This window comes from Brevundimonas alba, assembly GCF_011927945.1.
In the GTDB taxonomy this organism is placed as follows: Bacteria; Pseudomonadota; Alphaproteobacteria; order Caulobacterales; family Caulobacteraceae; genus Brevundimonas; species Brevundimonas alba.
Genome location: NZ_JAATJM010000001.1, coordinates 154916 through 170997 on the forward strand (window position 1 = coordinate 154916; position 16082 = coordinate 170997).

Here is a 16082-nt window from a genome sequence, read left to right on the forward strand (position 1 = left end):
CGTGATCACCACGGCGACAGGGAGAATGACGATGCGCAAGGCTCTGATGCTGGCCGCCGCCAGCGCACTGGTTCTGTCCGCCTGCCAACCGGCGGACGCGACGACCGATACCCCCTACGAAGCGGCCGAGGCGGTAGACGCGTCGGCCGCTGCGACGGAAAGCGCTGACACCGCCGCCGCCCGCGCTCCGCAGGCGTTGATCAAAACCACGCCCCCGGCGATCGCGTCCACGGCCCCCGAAGTCGCGCCGCTCTCGCCGGCCCCGCTCGCCCCCATCGCCCGGATTGCCTACGCCTTCAGCTATGTGATGTCAGTGCCGTCCGACCGCGGGGCGGAGCTGATGAGCCGTCACGAATACGCCTGCGTCACCGCCGGACCCGGCCTTTGCCAGGTCGTCTCGGCCAACGCCGACTGGGCCTCCCGCAGTCCGGGCGGTCGTCTGGAACTGCGCGGCCAGCCCGAATGGATCAACCGTTTCCGGGCCGGTCTGGCAGTCGACGCACAGAATGCCGGCGGCCGGCTTGAAGAGGCGCTCACCGAGGGCGAGGACGTCACCGGCGGTATCGACGCCGCCGCGACCGGCGCCAAAACCACCGCCTCGCTCGCCGAACGCATCCGCGAACTGCAGCGCCGCTCCGGCGGCACTCTGGCGCAGCGGCTGGAGATCGAGCGCCAGCTCGCGGACCTCCAGCGCCAGTATGACGCCCAGCAGCTGCAGCTGAAGGCCCTGAACGACCGGGTTCAGTCCGCGCGCCTGACCCTCGAATACCGCGAAGGCGGCGTCCTGGGCGCCAACAGCCCGACCCGCCCGGTCGCCCGCGCCCTCAGCGACGCCTTCGGCCTGTCGATGGGAATGCTCGCCGTCCTGATCACCGCCGGCTCGGTCCTCCTGCCGGTCGCCGTGATCGGCGGCGCCGTCTGGTGGGCCGTCGTCCGGCGCCGCAAGCCGGCTCCGACAACCGCCGCCTAGGCATCCCTCTCCCAATGGGAGAGGGCTTGAGCGCCCAGGAGCCTGCAGGGCGAGTGGCTGCGCGAAAGGGTGAGGGTCGGATGCGGGCCGACTTCCGCTGACGACAGCCCCTCACCCTTTCGCCTTGCCGATCACTTCGTTCCCGGAGGCTCAAGCCCTCTCCCGCCGGGAGAGGGCATCGGCGCTTGTCAGGAATTTATTCCTTTGATGCCCTTGATTACCGGCTTCGCCAGCCCACCTCAGAGGGCTGCGTTCACGCGCCCGGGTCTTTGACAATCTGACGATCGACGCAGCGACTCCAGCCGCGCCGTATGCAGCGCCCGTCTCGCATGATCTGGCACGCTTCGTCGGGCCGAAAAGTTCAAGTCGTTGTTTTCATTGAAACCGCGTGGCCGATTTTGGCACTGTTGGCACGCCGTTTTCGCAAAACAGTGCCAAATCTCAGGCCTGCCGCCGCACCAGTCGGCCGTAGTCTTCCATGATGCCGAGGCTCAGGGCGCCGGGGGTGAAGCGGTATTCGCCGATCTCGCTCACCGGCGTCACCTCCGCGGCCGTGCCGGTCAGGAAGCATTCGCTGAACGTGGCCAGCTCCTCGGGCCGGATGTGGCGCACGATGACTTCGATGCCCTTGGCGGCGGCCATCTCGATGATGGTCTGGCGGGTGATGCCGTCCAGGATCGCATCCACCGGCGGCGTGTGCAGCACGCCGTCCTGCACGAAGAAGACGTTGGCGCCGGTCGCCTCGGCGACGTAGCCGCGCCAGTCCAGCATCATGGCGTCGGCGTAGCCGCGCCGCTCCGCCGCCGTCTTCGACATGGTGCAGATCATGTAGAGGCCGGCCGCCTTGGCCGCCGACGGGGCCGTGGCCGGGTCCGGGCGGCGCCATTTGGACCACTCCAGCCGGATGCCCTTGGCCTTGGTTTCCGGGTCGAAATAGCTCGGCCAGTCCCAGACGGCGATGGCCACGCGCGCCTTGTTGTGGATCGCCGAGACGCTGATCGACTCGGACCCGAGGAAGGCCACCGGCCGCAGATAGCAGTCCGACAGGCCCATCTTCTCGCAGGTCGCCTTGCAGGCCGCGTCGATCTCGGCCACGCTGTACGGAAGGTCGAAATCCAGCAGGTTTGCAGAGCGCTTCAGGCGTTCGCTATGCGGGGTCAGCTTGAAGATTTCGCCGCCATACATACGCTCACCCTCGAAGACCGACGAGCCGTAGTGAAGGGCATGGGTCAGAACGTGCGTTTTCGCGTCCCCCCAGGGCACGAAATCGCCGTCCACCCAGATCCAGCCGTCACGATCGTCGAAAGGAACGAAGGCCATTGAATAACGTCTCCCGCGTCTGCCCCCGGGTTAGACCCGTCCGCACTGCCTCCGTCAACGGCTCGCCGGCCCGCCGGACCGTCGGCGCATGAGCGATGTGCGTCCCCATGGCCGCTCCGGGCCGATCGCGGGCCCCGGCGCGGGCCGCCACCTGCTGGTCGTCGATGACGACGATCGCATCCGCGAGCTGCTGAAGGAATTTCTCGCCCGCGAGGGCTACCGCGTCACCGGCGCGGCCCACGCCGCCGCCGCCAAACGGCTGATGGAGCTGATCGAGTTCGACCTGGTGGTGCTGGACGTCATGATGCCGGGCGAGAGCGGCTTCGACCTGACCACCTGGGTTCGCTCAAAGGCCGAGACCTCGAAGACCCCGGTGCTGTTGCTGACCGCGCGCGGCGATCCCGACGACCGCATCGAAGGTCTGTCCCGCGGCGCCGACGACTATATGTCCAAGCCGTTCGACCCGCGCGAACTGGCCCTGCGCGTCGACGCCATCCTGCGCCGCACCGGCGGGAAGCCCCTGACCCCGCGCGAGATCAAGCTGGGCCCGGCGGTGTTCGACATGGAGCGCCTCGAACTGTCCAAGGACGGCAAGCCCCAGCGCCTGACCGAGGCCGAGGCCCAGTTGCTCAAGACCCTCGCCATCCACGCCCACGCCCCGGTCGAGCGCATGAGCCTGTCGCCCGACACGGCCGACATCACCGGCCGCGCCGTCGACGTCCAGGTCACCCGCCTGCGCCGCAAGCTCGAGGCCGACCCCAAGAACCCGCGCTACCTCCAGACCGTGCGCGGCGTCGGCTATATGCTGGCCCCGGACTGAGCGGACGATGCGCCTGCTTCCCGCCGGCGTCTGGGCCCGGGTGCTGAAGCGGCGCCTGCCGACCTCCCTCTGGGGCCGGTCGCTGCTGATCATCGTCCTGCCCGTGCTGGTCATGCAGGTCGCCGTCACCTGGGCCTTCTTCGACATGCACTGGCAGACCGTCACGGCCCGCCTGTCCGAAGGGCTGGCCGGCGACATCGCCTGGGCCTCCGAAAGCTACGCCGAGGACCCGACCCAGCGGAATCTCGCGGTCATCGCCGACCGGGCCCAGCGCTCCATGTCGCTCTCCGTCGACCTGCGCGAAGGCGAGGTCCTGCCCCGCGAACAGGATCGCGGCCCCATCGGCGTCGTCGACCGGGCTCTCGAAGAGGCTCTGTCGTCACGGCTCGACCGCCCGTTCTGGTTCTCGACCACCCGCTACCCCGCCTATGTCGACATCCGGGTGCAGCAGCCCAACGGCGTGCTGCGCATCATCGCCCCCCGCGAACGGGCCGTCGCCACACAGGCCCATATCTTCGTCGTCTGGCTACTGATCGCCACCATCCTGCTGATGGGCGTGGCCATCCTCTTCATTCGCAATCAGGTCCGCGCCATCGAGCGGCTGGCCGAGGCGGCGGAGGCCTTCGGGCGCGGCGAGACCAGCGGTCGCTTCAAACCCCACGGGGCCCGCGAGGTCCGCGCTGCTGCCAAGGCCTTTATGGACATGCGCGACCGTATCCAGCGCCATATCGAGCAACGCACCGCCCTGCTCGCCTCGGTCAGCCACGACCTGCGCACCCCCCTGACCCGGCTGCGGCTGGAACTCGCCCTCGCCCCGCCGTTCAAACGCTCCACGGCCATGCAGGGCGATCTCGACGAGATGGAGCATATGATCGACGAATACCTCGCCTTCGCCCGTGGCGAGGCCGGCGAGGCCGCACAGACCGTCTCCATCGCGGACCTGCTCGCCGTCGCCGCCGAGGACGCCCGCCGCGCCGGCGCCGAGGTCGAGATCCAGGCGCCGCCCGAACTCACCGCCAGCCTGCGCCCGTTGGCCCTTAAACGAGCCCTCGCCAATCTCGCCGGCAACGCCGCCGCCCATGGCGAGCACGTCCGGCTCAGCGCCCGCGGCCTGGCCTCCGGTGGCCTCGAGATCACGGTCGAGGACGACGGCCCCGGCATTCCCGACGACATGCACGAGGAAGCCTTCCGCCCCTTCTCCCGGCTCGACGCCTCCCGCAACCAGAACCGCAAGGGCGTAGGCCTCGGCCTCGCCATCGCCCGCGACGTGGCCCGCAGCCACGGCGGCGACATCACCCTGGACCGCAGCGATCTGGGCGGCCTGAGCGCCATCATCCGCCTGCCCGGCTGAGCATTACAAATCGCCGCGCCCACTGGCGAAACGGGGGTGCAGGGCGCATCTTCCATTCGACAGGGCGTCTGGAGGATACACATGCGCAAACTGGCCTTTCTCGCTCCGCTGGCAACGGTTCTCGCGGTCGTCGCGACGCCGGCGCTCGCCGATCCCGCCTCGATCAACGTCACCCTCGGTCCCGACCTGCAGGACAAGGTCGAGGATCTCGGCCAACGCGATGTGAACGAGCAGGCTGACCGCCTTGCCGAAGTCGTTCGCCGGGCCCTGAGCCGCAGCGGCGGCCTCGACGGCGCCCGGATCGATCTCGTCCTGACCGATCTGAAGCCGAACCGGCCGACCTTCCAGCAGTTGGCGGATCGCCCCGGCCTCGACGGCCATCGCAGCATCTCCATTGGCGGCGCGACCATCGAGGGCAGCATCACCACCGCCGACGGTCAGGTGCTGCCGGTCCGCTACGACTGGTATTCGAACAACCTCGCCGACGTGCGTGGCTATGGCGTCTGGCAGGACGCGGACCGCGCCTACCAGCGGCTCGCGACCCGTCTTGCCGAAGGCCGCTACGTCAGCCGCTGATCGCCTGCGCGCGCCGCACGGCGGCTTCGACGGCGGCTTCGGCCGCCCGGTCGAGGTCACCGGCCGCCGCCATCGCCTCCAGCCCCGCCTGCGTCGTCCCGCCCGGCGAGGCGATGCGGGCGATCAGGGCCTCCAGCGGCTCGCCCGTCTCGGCCCCCGCACCCGCTGACCGCAGCGCGCCTCGCGCCAGCCGCTCCGCCGCCTCGCTGGACAGCCCCTGCGTCTCCCCCGCCCGCGCCAGCGCCTGAACGAAGGCGTGGATAAAGGCCGGCGCCGAACCGGCCACCGCCGTCGCCGCGTCCATCTGCGCCTCCCGCTCCAGATCGACGACGTCGGCCATCCGGGCGAACAACGCCCGCGCCGTCTCCCGCGCCTCGACGTCCGCCGACCAGAGCGCAGCCACGCCCCGGCCCTGCGCCACTCCCGTCGTGGGCATGACACGGGCCACGGAACGCGTCGAGGCCTCGGCGATCTCGCCCGCCCTCACCCCCGCCATGACGGAGATCAACACCGCGCTCTGCGCGAGGTGGGGCAGCAGGGGCCTCAGCGCCTCCCGCCAATTCGCCGGCTTGACCGCCAGAACGACGGCCCGCGCTTCAGCCAACGCCGCCCCGTGCGGATTGACCCGCGCGCCGAGGGCCCGCGCAGCCTCAGCGGCGGGCTTCTGCGACGGCGTAACGATGATCAGCTCAGCCGGCGCGACGGTCTCCGTCGCCAGCCAGCCTTCCAGAATGGCGGAGCCCAGCCGGCCGCAGCCCACCAGAACCACGGCGCCGTTTCCAGAGGACTGGCTCATGGCCTCAGGCCGTGCCGACGGTCTCGAACAGGCAGGAGTCGATCGCTTCCTGCGGCTTCTTGTTGCCGCGGATCATGAAGTCGAAGGCGGGGTAGTAGCGGTCCGCCGCCTCAACCGCCGCATCGATCATCGAAGCGGCCTGCCCCAGCGTCGGGCGCTCGCCCATCGGCAGGGCCAGCGAGTGGCGGAAGACGATCTCGCCGTCCTCTGCCCAGACCTCGAAATGACCCATCCAGGTCCGCTGATTGATCAGGCCGACCAGTTCATAGGCGGCCGCCCGGCGCGATTTCGACGCCTGCAGGTCCAGCGCGCAGCACAGCTGCAGGCAGTCGCCCTCCGGCCGCCAGGCGAACCACAGCTCATAGTCCTTCCAGTCACCGGCCAGGGCGAAGGCGAGATCGCCCTCGTCGGTGCGGTCGAACGGCAGGTTCTCGGCCACAAGGACGTGCTCCACGACATCCAGAGGATCGTAGGGTACGTCGACTTCTTCGGGCCGTGCAGTGTCCATCAAGCGGTCTCCGGGCGCGACTCACGCCCTCTGCAGGAACGGTAGGCGGGTTCGCAGATTCGGCTCAACCGGCTGCGTCCTGTGCGGGAGAAGCCGCTGTGGACGTTCCCTTTTGAGGCTTCTTCGCCGCCTTCAGCGCCGTAATTGCAGCTCGCAACGCCGCGATCTCGGCCTTCAGCACGTCGAACTCGTCGCGCCGAACCAGATCCATATCGGCGGCGAAACGGTCGGCCTGGGCGCGGAAGGCGGTCTTCGCCTCCTCCCCCGCGGCCTGCGCCAGTCCCATCGCGCCGGTGGTCAGCTTGGCGAACTCGTCAAGGATGGGGTTGCGGGTCTGCATCGAAACTCTCCGACTCGGCACACGCGAGCGTCGTTAAGGGATGGTTGCTCGATATGGTGAACGAAACCTTGCTGTCGATGCGGCGTATGGCGGCAATGGGGCGCGTCTTTGCCGAAATTTCAGGGACGGACGCTGCGACGCTTGCTAAACCCCGTCCCAGCAACCGCCCGCAGGAGCGCCCGTGCAGTTTCCCGAGTTCGACCCCGTTCTGTTCAGCATCGGTCCGCTGGACATCCGCTGGTACGCCCTCGCCTATGTGGCCGGCATCGTCCTCGGCTGGTGGTACGCCAACCGTCTCGTGCGCAACAATGCGGTCTGGCAGCCGGGCAAGCCGCCGGTCACGACCGTCCAGCTCGACGATCTGGTGCTCTGGATCACCCTAGGCATCATCCTCGGCGGCCGCTTCGGCTACGCCCTGTTCTACAAGCCGTCCCTCTATGCCGACCTGTTCGGCGGCGCCGGCTGGGGGGAGCGGCTGGCCCTGTTCCGCCTCTGGGACGGCGGCATGTCGTTCCACGGCGGCTTGATCGGCGTCACCCTGGCCATCGTCTGGTTCGCCTGGAAGAACAAGATCCGCCTGCTCAGCCTCGGGGACGTGGTCGCGCCCGTGGTGCCGATCGGGCTGTTCTTCGGCCGGGTCGCCAACTTCATCAACGGCGAGCTCTGGGGCCGCCCGACAGACGCGCCGTGGGGCATGAATTTCTGCAGCAGCCGGATGCGCGACATCTATGGCGCGAGTTGCGAGATCTTCGTCAACGGTCAGGCCCAGGGCCCCGGCGACGTCGCCCGTCACCCCAGCCAGCTTTATGAGGCCGGGCTTGAGGGCCTCGTGCTCGGACTGATCCTGTGGCTGGCCATCTACAAGGGCCGCCTGCTGGCCAAGCCGGGCTACGTCACCGGCATCTTCCTGTTCGGCTACGGCCTTGTCCGCGCCTCGCTGGAGAACGTGCGCCAGCCCGACTTCGGCATGGAGCACCTGCCGCTGGGCCTGACCATGGGCATGATGCTGTCGACCCCGATGATGCTGATCGGCGCCTGGCTGATCTGGCGCGCCTGGAGCCGTCCGCCGGTCGCCGCGGAGGCCTGAGTGTCACCGAAGGCCAATCCGCTCAGGGACCGGCTGGCGCGTGAGATCGCGCTGACGGGGCCGATGACGGTCGCGGACTACGTCACCCGCTGCCTGCATGATCCGCAGGGCGGCTACTACGCGACGCAGCCTGCCATCGGCGCGACGGGCGACTTCATCACCGCCCCCATGATCAGCCAGATGTTCGGCGAGCTGATCGGTCTGTGGGCGGTCGAGCTGTGGGAGCGGCTCGGAGCCCCTGAGCGCGTGCGGCTGGTCGAGGTCGGGCCCGGTGACGGCACGCTGATGGCCGACGCCCTGCGCGCCGCCCGGGTCGCCCCCGGCTTCCTTCAGGCGCTCGACCTGATCCTGATCGAACCCAGCGCCCCCCTGCGTGCGGCGCAGGCGCGGATGCTGGCCGACAGCGACGTCGAGCCTCGTTGGGTCTCCGCGCTCGACCGGATCGAGACCGACGCTCCTGTCATCCTGATCGCCAACGAGGTGCTGGACTGCCTCCCCGCCCGCCAGTTCGTGAAGACCGAGGACGGCTGGGCCGAACGCTGCGTCGGCGTCACCGACGACGGCGGGCTGACCTTCGGGCTGAAGACCATCACCGGCGGCTTCAAACGCCCGGCGTTCGACGTCGAGCCCGGCCAGACGGTCGAGATTTCGGACCAGCAGGCGGTGTTCGGCCGCGAGATCGCCACCCTGGTCAAGGCCGCCTCCGGCGCAGCCCTGCTGATCGACTACGGCCGCTCGCGCCCGGAGCCCGGCGACACCCTGCAGGCCCTCCGCCGCCACCAGAAGGTCGATCCCCTCGCCACACCGGGCGACGCCGACCTGACCCAGTGGGCCGACTTCCCCACTGTGCTCGAGGCGGCGGTCCACGCCGGCGCGGACGTCACCGGCTGTCTCGGCCAGGGTGAATTCCTGCAGCTCCTCGGCGTCGAGGCCCGCGCCGACCGGCTCAAGGCCGGCCGCCCGGACGCCGCCTCCATCATCGATCGGCAGCTGGCCCGCCTCACCGCGCCCGAACAGATGGGCACGCTGTTCAAGGCCTGCGCCATCTTCTCGCCCCGCACCCTCATCGTGCCGGGGTTCGAGGACTGAGGATGCCGCTGGAGCCGATCACCCACCCCCTGCTCGACCGCGCCGGGGTGCGCCACGGCTTCTTCACCCGGCAAGGCGGCGTCTCGACGGGCCTCTACGACAGCCTGAACACGGGCGTAGGCTCGAAAGACGATCCGGCCGCCGTGGCCGAGAACCGCCGCCGCGTCGCCGCCCACTTCGGCGGCGGCCCCGACGACCTCGCCGCCTGCTACCAGATCCATTCCGCCGTCGCCCGCGTCGCCAAGGCCGGCTGGAAGGGCGAACGGCCCGAGGGCGACGCGACGGTCACCGCCGCGCCAGGCGTCATCTGCGGCGTCCTTACCGCCGACTGCGCCCCGATCCTGCTCGCCGACCCGGAGGCGGGCGTCGTCGGCGCGGCCCACGCGGGCTGGAAGGGCGCGCTCGGCGGCATCGTCCACTCCACCGTCACGGCTATGGAGGCGCTTGGCGCCCGCCCCGCCCGGATCGTCGCCGTTGTCGGCCCCTGCATCGCCCAGGCCAGCTATGAGGTCGGCGCCGACTATCAGGACAGGTTCGAACACCACGACGCCGGCAGCGGCCGCTTCTTCGCCCCCGGCGCCGCCGCCGACAAACGCCTGTTCGACCTGGCCGGCTACGTCCTCTGGCGCCTCGAACAGGCCGGCGTCGCCGACGCCGCCTGGACCGGCCAAGACACCCGCGCCGACGAGACGCAGTTCTTCTCCAACCGCCGGGCTTTTCTGAATGGAGAGGCCGACTTCGGCCGGCAGATGAGCGCGATCAGCCTCGGCTGATCAGGGCGTTCAGCCCGCCATCGCCATTTCCGGCACGCGCACGACCTCGCGCCACGCCTGCGGATTGGCCAGCAGTTCGCGGACCAGCAGGTTGTTGATCGCGTGGCCCGCCTTGACGCCCTCGTAGCGGCCCAGAAGGGGCGCGCCGAGCACATACAGGTCGCCGATGGCGTCCAGCGCCTTGTGCTTCACGAACTCGCGTTCCATGCGCAGGCCGCCGGGGTTCAGTATCTGGTCGCCATCGATGACCACGGCGTTCTCCAGCGAACCGCCACGGGCCAGACCGGCGCGGCGCAGAGCCTCGACCTCGTGCGCGAAGCCGAAGGTGCGGGCAGCCATGATCTCGTTCCGGAAGGTCTCCTCGTCGACGACGAAGTCCACCACCTGATTGCCGATCACCGGCGTCGGGAAATCGATCTCGAACCGCATCTCATAGCGGTCGCACGGCAGCAGGGCGGCGCTCTTGTCGCCTTCCTGAACCCGGATCGGCTCGAGAATCTCGATATAGCGGACCGGCGCCTCCTGACGGCGGAAGCCGGCGCGGTCCAGCAGCTGGACAAACTGCAGCGCCGACCCGTCCAGGATCGGCAGTTCGGGGCCGTCCACCTCGACCACGGCGTTCGACACGCCGAGAGCGGCGAAGGCGGCCATCAGATGCTCGATGGTCGACAGGCGGACGCCGGCGCCATTCTCGATCATGGTGTTCAGCCGGGCGTCGACCACGGCCTCGCCCGAAACCGGGATACGGTTGTCGCGATCCGTGATGTCGGTGCGCACGAAGACGATGCCCGTGCCGACCGGCGCCGGGCGCACGGCCAGACGCACCCGATCACCCGTGTGCACGCCCACGCCGGCGATGATCGCGGGCGCGACGGTCGTCTTCTGGTGATGGTCGTTGCGGACCGGCAAAACTCAAACTCGCTTCAACTTGCGCCCCGCCTCTTCGTGCGGAGTTCGCCCCAAGAACCGTCTACCGGCCCGGGCGCTAGCGGAAAATGAAAGTCGGGTTTCGGATTGTTTCGGTCTGGCACAGCCCTGAAACGACGACCGCCCCGGAGCCGGAGCTCCGGGGCGGCCAGTATCATGGCGATCCGGCCTAGTTGGCCAGGCGGCGCAGGAAGGACGGGATTTCCAGATCGTCCTCGGCCTGACCCAGATCGGGCTCAGCTGCGGGCTGGACCTGGCTGGTGGCGCGCATTTCCGTGGTGCGGGACTGCGGCGCATAGGTCGGCTGCGCCGGCTGACGCTTGCCGCGGCCGAACAGGCTCCAGCCCGACTTGCGATGATCGCGGTCGTCGTGATCGTCGTAGGCCGGCTCGTCGCGGCGCTGTTCGGGCTGGGGCGCCGGGCGGTCGCCCATCCGGTCCATATAGAGGTCGCCTTGCGCCACGGGAGCCGTGGCCTGGGCGGCCGTGCGCGGCGAGGATTCATACTCCTCGACCCACGGATCGACGATGGGCTCCAGCGTGCGTTCCTCGGCGACGTGGATCACCGGCTCCGGGCGCGGCTCGGGAGCGCGGGCGACGGCGCCGTAGGTCGGCTGGGCGGACTGAAAGGTCGGGATGATCGGCGCCGGCTCGGGCTGACGCGGCGCCTCGGCGCGGACGGGCTCGCGCACGGGTTCGCGGACCGGTTCCCGCACCGAGTCCTGACGCACCGGCTCGGCGCGCGAGGCGGCGTAGGACGGGGTCGGACGGCGCGTGTCGAAGATCGAGGACGAGGTGTTCGACGGCGTCTGGGCCGCGGACAGGTCTTCCATGCCGGTGGCGACGACCGAGACGCGGATCTTGCCTTCCAGCGCCGGATCGAAGGCGGCGCCGAAGATGATGTTGGCGTCGGAGTCCACCTCGCCGGCGATGGCGTTGGCGGCCTCGTCGACTTCCAGCAGGGTCATGTCCATGCCGCCGGTGATGTTCACCAGAACGGCCTTGGCGCCCTTGAGCGAGGTCTCGTCCAGCAGCGGGTTGGCGATGGCGTTCTGCGCGGCCTGCAGGGCGCGGTCTTCACCCGCGGCCTCGCCCGTGCCCATCATCGCCTTGCCCATCTCGGACATGACGGCGCGAACGTCGGCGAAGTCGAGGTTGATCAGGCCCGGCAGGATCATCAGGTCGGTGATCGAACGGACGCCCGAGTGCAGCACCTGGTCGGCCATGCCGAACGCGTCGGCGAAGGTCGTGCGCTCGTTGGCGACGCGGAACAGGTTCTGGTTCGGAATGACGATCAGGGTGTCGACGTAGCGCTGCAGCTCGGCGATGCCGGCCTCGGCCAGACGCATGCGGTGACGGCCTTCGAAGGTGAAGGGCTTGGTCACCACGCCGACGGTCAGGATGCCGCGGTCACGCGCGCATTTGGCGATGACGGGCGCAGCGCCGGTGCCGGTGCCGCCGCCCATGCCGGCGGTGATGAAGACCATATGGGCGCCGTCCAGGTGCCCGTAGATCTCTTCGGCCGATTCCTCGGCGGCGTTCATGCCGACCTCGGGATGGGCGCCCGCGCCCAGGCCTTGGGTGATGGTTTCGCCCAGCTGGACGCGGCGGTCGGTCTTGGCGAACGACAGGTGCTGCGCGTCAGTGTTTGCGACGACGAACTCGACCCCTTCAAGGCCGGCGTCGATCATGTTGTTGACGGCATTGCCGCCTGCGCCGCCGACGCCGAAGACGACGATCCGGGGCTTCAGTTCCGTGTGTTGCGGACGCACCAGCGAAAGAGACATAATTGATATCCGACCTTATCCGACCCTGCCCTTGCCGCCCGATGCGAAACCCCGCCGATTCGCATTGGTTATGAGCGTGTTAAGGAAACACCCCATCTGCTTAAGCAAGTGTTACCGGATAGGCTGAGTCGGGCCGTCGGCCACGGAATTCATTAACCTTCGCCGCAGATTTCCCCCTGTGGACAACGAAAAGGGGCGGCTCTCGCGAGCCGCCCCTTCCGTCTTTGACGTGCTGTCCGGTCTTAGAACGGACGGTAGTTCAGGCCGATGTTGAAGCGACGGCCGTAGGGGTCGAACGACGAGGCGAAGCCCAGGTACGGGGGGCCTTCCGCGTCGAACACGTTGGTCACACCGGCCCGCAGGGTCAGGTCGTCGCGCAGGTCGTAGCGCACCGACAGGTCGTGGCGGACGAAGTTGCCCGTCGCGTTCCACTCGTAGGGCTGGTTGTCCAGGTTGCCGGTGGCCACCAGGTCGCGGATCTTGTTCAGGTCCTGCGAGGTCTGCCAGTCGGCGGTCCAGGTGACCGCGAAGGTGTCCGCCGGGCGCCAGGTGAGGCGCGAGACGAACTCCACCCGCGGGAAGAACACGCCGCTCGTCGAGTCCGTGAAGAAGTTCGGATTGACGGGGTCGGTGAAGTTCTTCTGGTCGATCAGCCACAGGCCGCCGAGGCTGTAGTCGAACTGGCCCCAGTTATGGCCGAAGGCTTCTTCGGTATCGAGCGAGTAGTTGACCGTGAAGTCCAGACCGCGGGTTTCCAGCTTGTTCCGGTTGATCGGGGCCAGGATGAAGCCGCCGATCGGGTCGCCGTTCGGGGCGCCGACCTTGAACACGTCGAACGGGTCGGCCGTGTTCGGGTTGTTACGGAACACCAGGCCGCAGGTCTGGGTGTTGAGCGTCGCGCCGCTGACGCAGTCGTCGGCGAGGAACTGGCCGCCCGGGGTGGTGATCACGTTGGTGACGGTGATCTCGTAGTAGTCGAGAACGATCGACAGGTCCGGGAACATCCGCGGAGCCAGCACCGTCGAGAAGGTGAAGGATTCCGACTCTTCCGGCGTCAGGGCGGGGTTGCCGCCGAGAACGCTGGCGATGCCAGCGTAGGCGTTCGGACGATAGTCGTCAGCCTGGGTCACCGTCAGCGAGCCGAAGTCGTACGCCAGACCCTTGGCCGCGGCCAGTTGGGTGCAGTTGGCGATACGGTTGGCCTTCACCTGCGCCGCGTCGTCGCCCTGGAAATTGGCGATGACCGGGGTGGAGCAGGGGTCCACGAAGCCGTTAACGAACGTCTGGCCGAAGGGCCGGAAGTTCTCGTTCAGGTTCGGAGCGCGGAACGAGGTGTTGAAGCTCGTCTTGACCGTGATGTCCTGGATCGGACGGTAGACCAGGTTCACGCCGTAGACGTCGCCCTCGCCGGCGTAGGTGTAGTCGAACGCGCGGTAGGAGCCGCTCAGTTCGGCGTATTCACCCAGCCAGGAGTCACGCAGCAGCGGGATCGAGACTTCCGCGAACCATTCTTCCGACTCGTATTCGGCGGGCAGGAAGTCGGCGCCGGTGTTCAGCTGGAGCAGACGGTTGTTGGTGTCCGCGCTGCGGCCCACGCCTTCGGTGTATTCGCGGCGGTATTCGGCGCCCACGGCGAGGCCGATCGGACCGGCGCCCCAGAGGTCGAACAGCTGGCCCGAGATGGCCGCCACGGCGCTTTCCTGCTCGTTGGTTTCACGAACGCGAATCGCAGTGGTGATGTAGTCGAGCGCCGCCTGGCTCTGGTTGCCGGCGCCGAACACGTTCAGCGGCACGCAGTCCTCGATCTCCGGGTTGGTGGCCGGATCCGTATAGAAGGTGGTCGCGGTGAACGGGTTCTGCTCAGCGATCTGCACGCCGCGGGCGCGAAGCAGTTGCACCCGGCAGACGATTTCGCCCGGGGTTCCGTTCACTTCACCGGCCAGGTCGACGACCGAGTCCATGGCGTGGGCGAAGCGGATCGCATCCGGCCCTTCTTCACGGTTGATGTTGTTCATCTCGCCGTGAACGTAGGACAGGGTCCAGTTCACATTGTCGACGAAGGCGACGCTGTCCCAGTTGCCTTCCAGGGCGGCGACCCAGCGGGTCACTTCCCGGTTGTTGGTCTGGTTGCGGTCGATGCCGAAGCCGCGGTGGTCGGCGATCGGGCCGGCCTGGGCCGGGTTGGCGACCGTGCCGTCAGCGTTGGCGGTGGCCGCGTTGTAGCGGACGAAGGTGTTGGTCTGGATCGCGGTGCGGACGTTGGCCGGAAGGAAGGCGTTGTCCGTGCGCGTCGAGAACTGCGACGTGCCGTTGATCAGGCCCGGGGCATTCACCGAGCCGCAGTTGTTACCGATACCGTTGGCTCCGCAACCGAACACCGCATCGGCGATGAAGATGTCCCAGAACGAAGCCTGACCGACGTCGAAGGTGTCTTCGGTCGTGTATTTGCCTTCGGCGTAGAAGTTGATGTTGTCCGTGAGCTGGAAGTTCAGGCCGGCCTGATAACGCTCCGACTCCTGGAACGGCGAGCGCGAGCGCTGGTCGAACTTGGTCTTGTTGGCCAGTTCGCCGTCGCCGCCGATGTTCCACGGACGGTTGGCGCCCGTGGTGCCGATGCGCTGGCCGAAGTTGGCCAGGCGGCCGACCGGGCCGTCATACCAGTAGGTGTAGGCCGGATCGACGTTGAAGCAGTTGGCCGAGGTCGACAGGCCGGCGCAGTTGGCGAACGGCACCAGCGGATTGCTGAGGCGGCTCGGGCGCTGCATGTTGGCCAGGGTCGTCGAACCCCACGCCGGACGGTCCAGACGGCGGGCGCCGTAGAACTCGGCCAGATCGATGAAGCCGTCGTTGACCGGGCCGAGCGCGGCCTGGGTCGGGTCGGCATCGATGCCGAGCGCCACGCGGCTGCGGTTCATCCAGTCGATGTGCTCGAGGTAGACTTCTTCCTGACGGTCCCACTCGCCGTGGACGTACAGGTTCAGGCGGTCGTCAAACAGGTTGATGCCGGCCAGGGCCGAGATCCGCTGCGTGTCAGCCTCGCCGCCCTGGACCAGCTGGCCGTAGTTGGCGTCGATTTCGAGACCTTCGAAGTCCTTGCGCAGGATGTAGTTGATCACGCCCGCGACGGCGTCGGCGCCGTACACCGACGAGGCGCCGCCGGTGATGATCTCGATGTTCTCGATCAGCAGGCGGGGGATGGTCGAAACGTCGACGGACAGGGTGCCGGCCGACGAACCCACGCGGCGGCGACCGTCGACCAGCGTCAGCGTGCGGCCGGTGCCGAGCGAGCGCAGGTTGGCGAACTCGAGGCCGCCGTCGTTCAGGTTGGAGCCGGTCGTGTCGGAGGGGACCAGCGAGTTCGACAGGGCCGGGATGGTGGCCAGATAGTCGATGACGGTCGCCTGACCGGTGCTCAGCAGGTCTTCGCGCTGGACCTGGATCAGCGGGGTCGGCGAGTTGACCGGGTCACGACGGATACGCGAACCCGTGATGACGACTTCTTCGATCTGCGTGGCTTCCTGGCCCTGCTGACCCGTGACGTTCACGCCCGGGAGCTGGTCCTGAGCCAGGGCCGGAGCCGCGGCGGCGACGACGCCCGCGAGGATCGTCGTACCGAAGAGAAACTTGCGCTTGAGAAGCATGTGTTGGGCCCCAACCGATGATGAATACGAGACGCGTCATCCGCCTTGCGACGGACTCCGCTTCGAATTTGCACGCTAACAGCAACGATGCGGTCGGC

Annotated in this window: 14 protein-coding genes; 7 read left to right on the plus strand and 7 right to left on the minus strand. The window is 68.4% G+C overall.

The genetic code is table 11. From position 1 onward, the window contains the following. Window positions 1-31 precede the first annotated feature (31 nt). The gene (locus tag GGQ87_RS00595; protein ID WP_168044793.1) at window positions 32-970 is read left to right on the plus strand and encodes a DUF4349 domain-containing protein; all 939 of its coding nucleotides are present in this window, start codon (window positions 32-34) and stop codon (window positions 968-970) included. A 441-nt stretch (window positions 971-1411) separates the two neighbouring features. On the opposite strand, the gene GGQ87_RS00600 is transcribed toward GGQ87_RS00595, so the two are convergent. Then, the gene (locus tag GGQ87_RS00600; RefSeq protein ID WP_168044794.1) at window positions 1412-2290 is read right to left on the minus strand and encodes a branched-chain amino acid aminotransferase; all 879 of its coding nucleotides are present in this window, start codon (window positions 2288-2290) and stop codon (window positions 1412-1414) included. 88 nt (window positions 2291-2378) lie between these two features. On the opposite strand from GGQ87_RS00600, the gene GGQ87_RS00605 reads away from it, so the two are divergent. The 3 genes from GGQ87_RS00605 to GGQ87_RS00615 all read left to right on the plus strand — a co-directional run bounded on the left by GGQ87_RS00605 (window position 2379) and on the right by GGQ87_RS00615 (window position 5037). Beyond that, window positions 2379-3110, plus strand: a complete 732-nt coding sequence (locus GGQ87_RS00605) for a response regulator (protein WP_168044795.1) — start codon at window positions 2379-2381, stop codon at window positions 3108-3110. Window positions 3111-3117: 7 nt separating this feature from the next. Further along, the gene (locus tag GGQ87_RS00610; protein ID WP_168044796.1) at window positions 3118-4461 is read left to right on the plus strand and encodes an ATP-binding protein; all 1344 of its coding nucleotides are present in this window, start codon (window positions 3118-3120) and stop codon (window positions 4459-4461) included. Between the two features lie 81 nt (window positions 4462-4542). Further along, window positions 4543-5037 carry a hypothetical protein gene (locus GGQ87_RS00615; protein WP_168044797.1) on the plus strand — a complete coding sequence of 165 codons (495 nt, stop codon included), beginning with the start codon at window positions 4543-4545 and terminating at the stop codon, window positions 5035-5037. Here the strand turns inward: GGQ87_RS00615 and GGQ87_RS00620 are convergent. The 3 genes from GGQ87_RS00620 to GGQ87_RS00630 form a co-directional block, all read right to left on the minus strand. Further along, window positions 5027-5833 (minus strand): pyrroline-5-carboxylate reductase family protein, encoded by an 807-nt coding sequence (locus GGQ87_RS00620; protein WP_168044798.1) that lies wholly within the window; start codon window positions 5831-5833, stop codon window positions 5027-5029. The two genes, GGQ87_RS00615 and GGQ87_RS00620, sit on opposite strands and share 11 nt — an antisense overlap. A 4-nt stretch (window positions 5834-5837) precedes the next feature. Then, entirely contained in the window at window positions 5838-6341 is a 504-nt protein-coding gene (locus GGQ87_RS00625) for a type III secretion system chaperone family protein (RefSeq protein WP_168044799.1), read from the minus strand. Between the two features lie 64 nt (window positions 6342-6405). Then, window positions 6406-6681 carry an accessory factor UbiK family protein gene (locus GGQ87_RS00630; protein WP_168044800.1) on the minus strand — a complete coding sequence of 92 codons (276 nt, stop codon included), beginning with the start codon at window positions 6679-6681 and terminating at the stop codon, window positions 6406-6408. A gap of 181 nt (window positions 6682-6862) precedes the next feature. Here GGQ87_RS00630 and lgt point away from each other — a divergent pair, with 181 nt between their 5' ends. The 3 genes from lgt (at window position 6863) to pgeF (ending at window position 9630) form a co-directional block, all read left to right on the plus strand. Then, the gene (gene lgt, locus GGQ87_RS00635) at window positions 6863-7768 is read left to right on the plus strand and encodes a prolipoprotein diacylglyceryl transferase (RefSeq protein ID WP_168044801.1); all 906 of its coding nucleotides are present in this window, start codon (window positions 6863-6865) and stop codon (window positions 7766-7768) included. Window positions 7769-7831: 63 nt separating this feature from the next. Beyond that, complete coding sequence (locus GGQ87_RS00640; RefSeq protein WP_168047196.1) at window positions 7832-8857, plus strand: class I SAM-dependent methyltransferase; 1026 nt, start codon at window positions 7832-7834, stop codon at window positions 8855-8857. Between the two features lie 2 nt (window positions 8858-8859). Beyond that, the gene (gene pgeF / locus GGQ87_RS00645; protein ID WP_168044802.1) at window positions 8860-9630 is read left to right on the plus strand and encodes a peptidoglycan editing factor PgeF; all 771 of its coding nucleotides are present in this window, start codon (window positions 8860-8862) and stop codon (window positions 9628-9630) included. Between the two features lie 9 nt (window positions 9631-9639). On the opposite strand, the gene lpxC is transcribed toward pgeF, so the two are convergent. The 3 genes from lpxC to GGQ87_RS00660 form a co-directional block, all read right to left on the minus strand. Continuing rightward, window positions 9640-10539: a UDP-3-O-acyl-N-acetylglucosamine deacetylase gene (gene lpxC, locus GGQ87_RS00650; RefSeq protein ID WP_168044803.1), complete on the minus strand. Its 900-nt coding sequence runs from the start codon at window positions 10537-10539 to the stop codon at window positions 9640-9642. A gap of 187 nt (window positions 10540-10726) precedes the next feature. After that, window positions 10727-12343 (minus strand): cell division protein FtsZ, encoded by a 1617-nt coding sequence (ftsZ, locus tag GGQ87_RS00655; RefSeq protein ID WP_168044804.1) that lies wholly within the window; start codon window positions 12341-12343, stop codon window positions 10727-10729. 242 nt (window positions 12344-12585) lie between these two features. Further along, complete coding sequence (locus GGQ87_RS00660; protein WP_168044805.1) at window positions 12586-15984, minus strand: TonB-dependent receptor domain-containing protein; 3399 nt, start codon at window positions 15982-15984, stop codon at window positions 12586-12588. Window positions 15985-16082 lie beyond the last annotated feature (98 nt).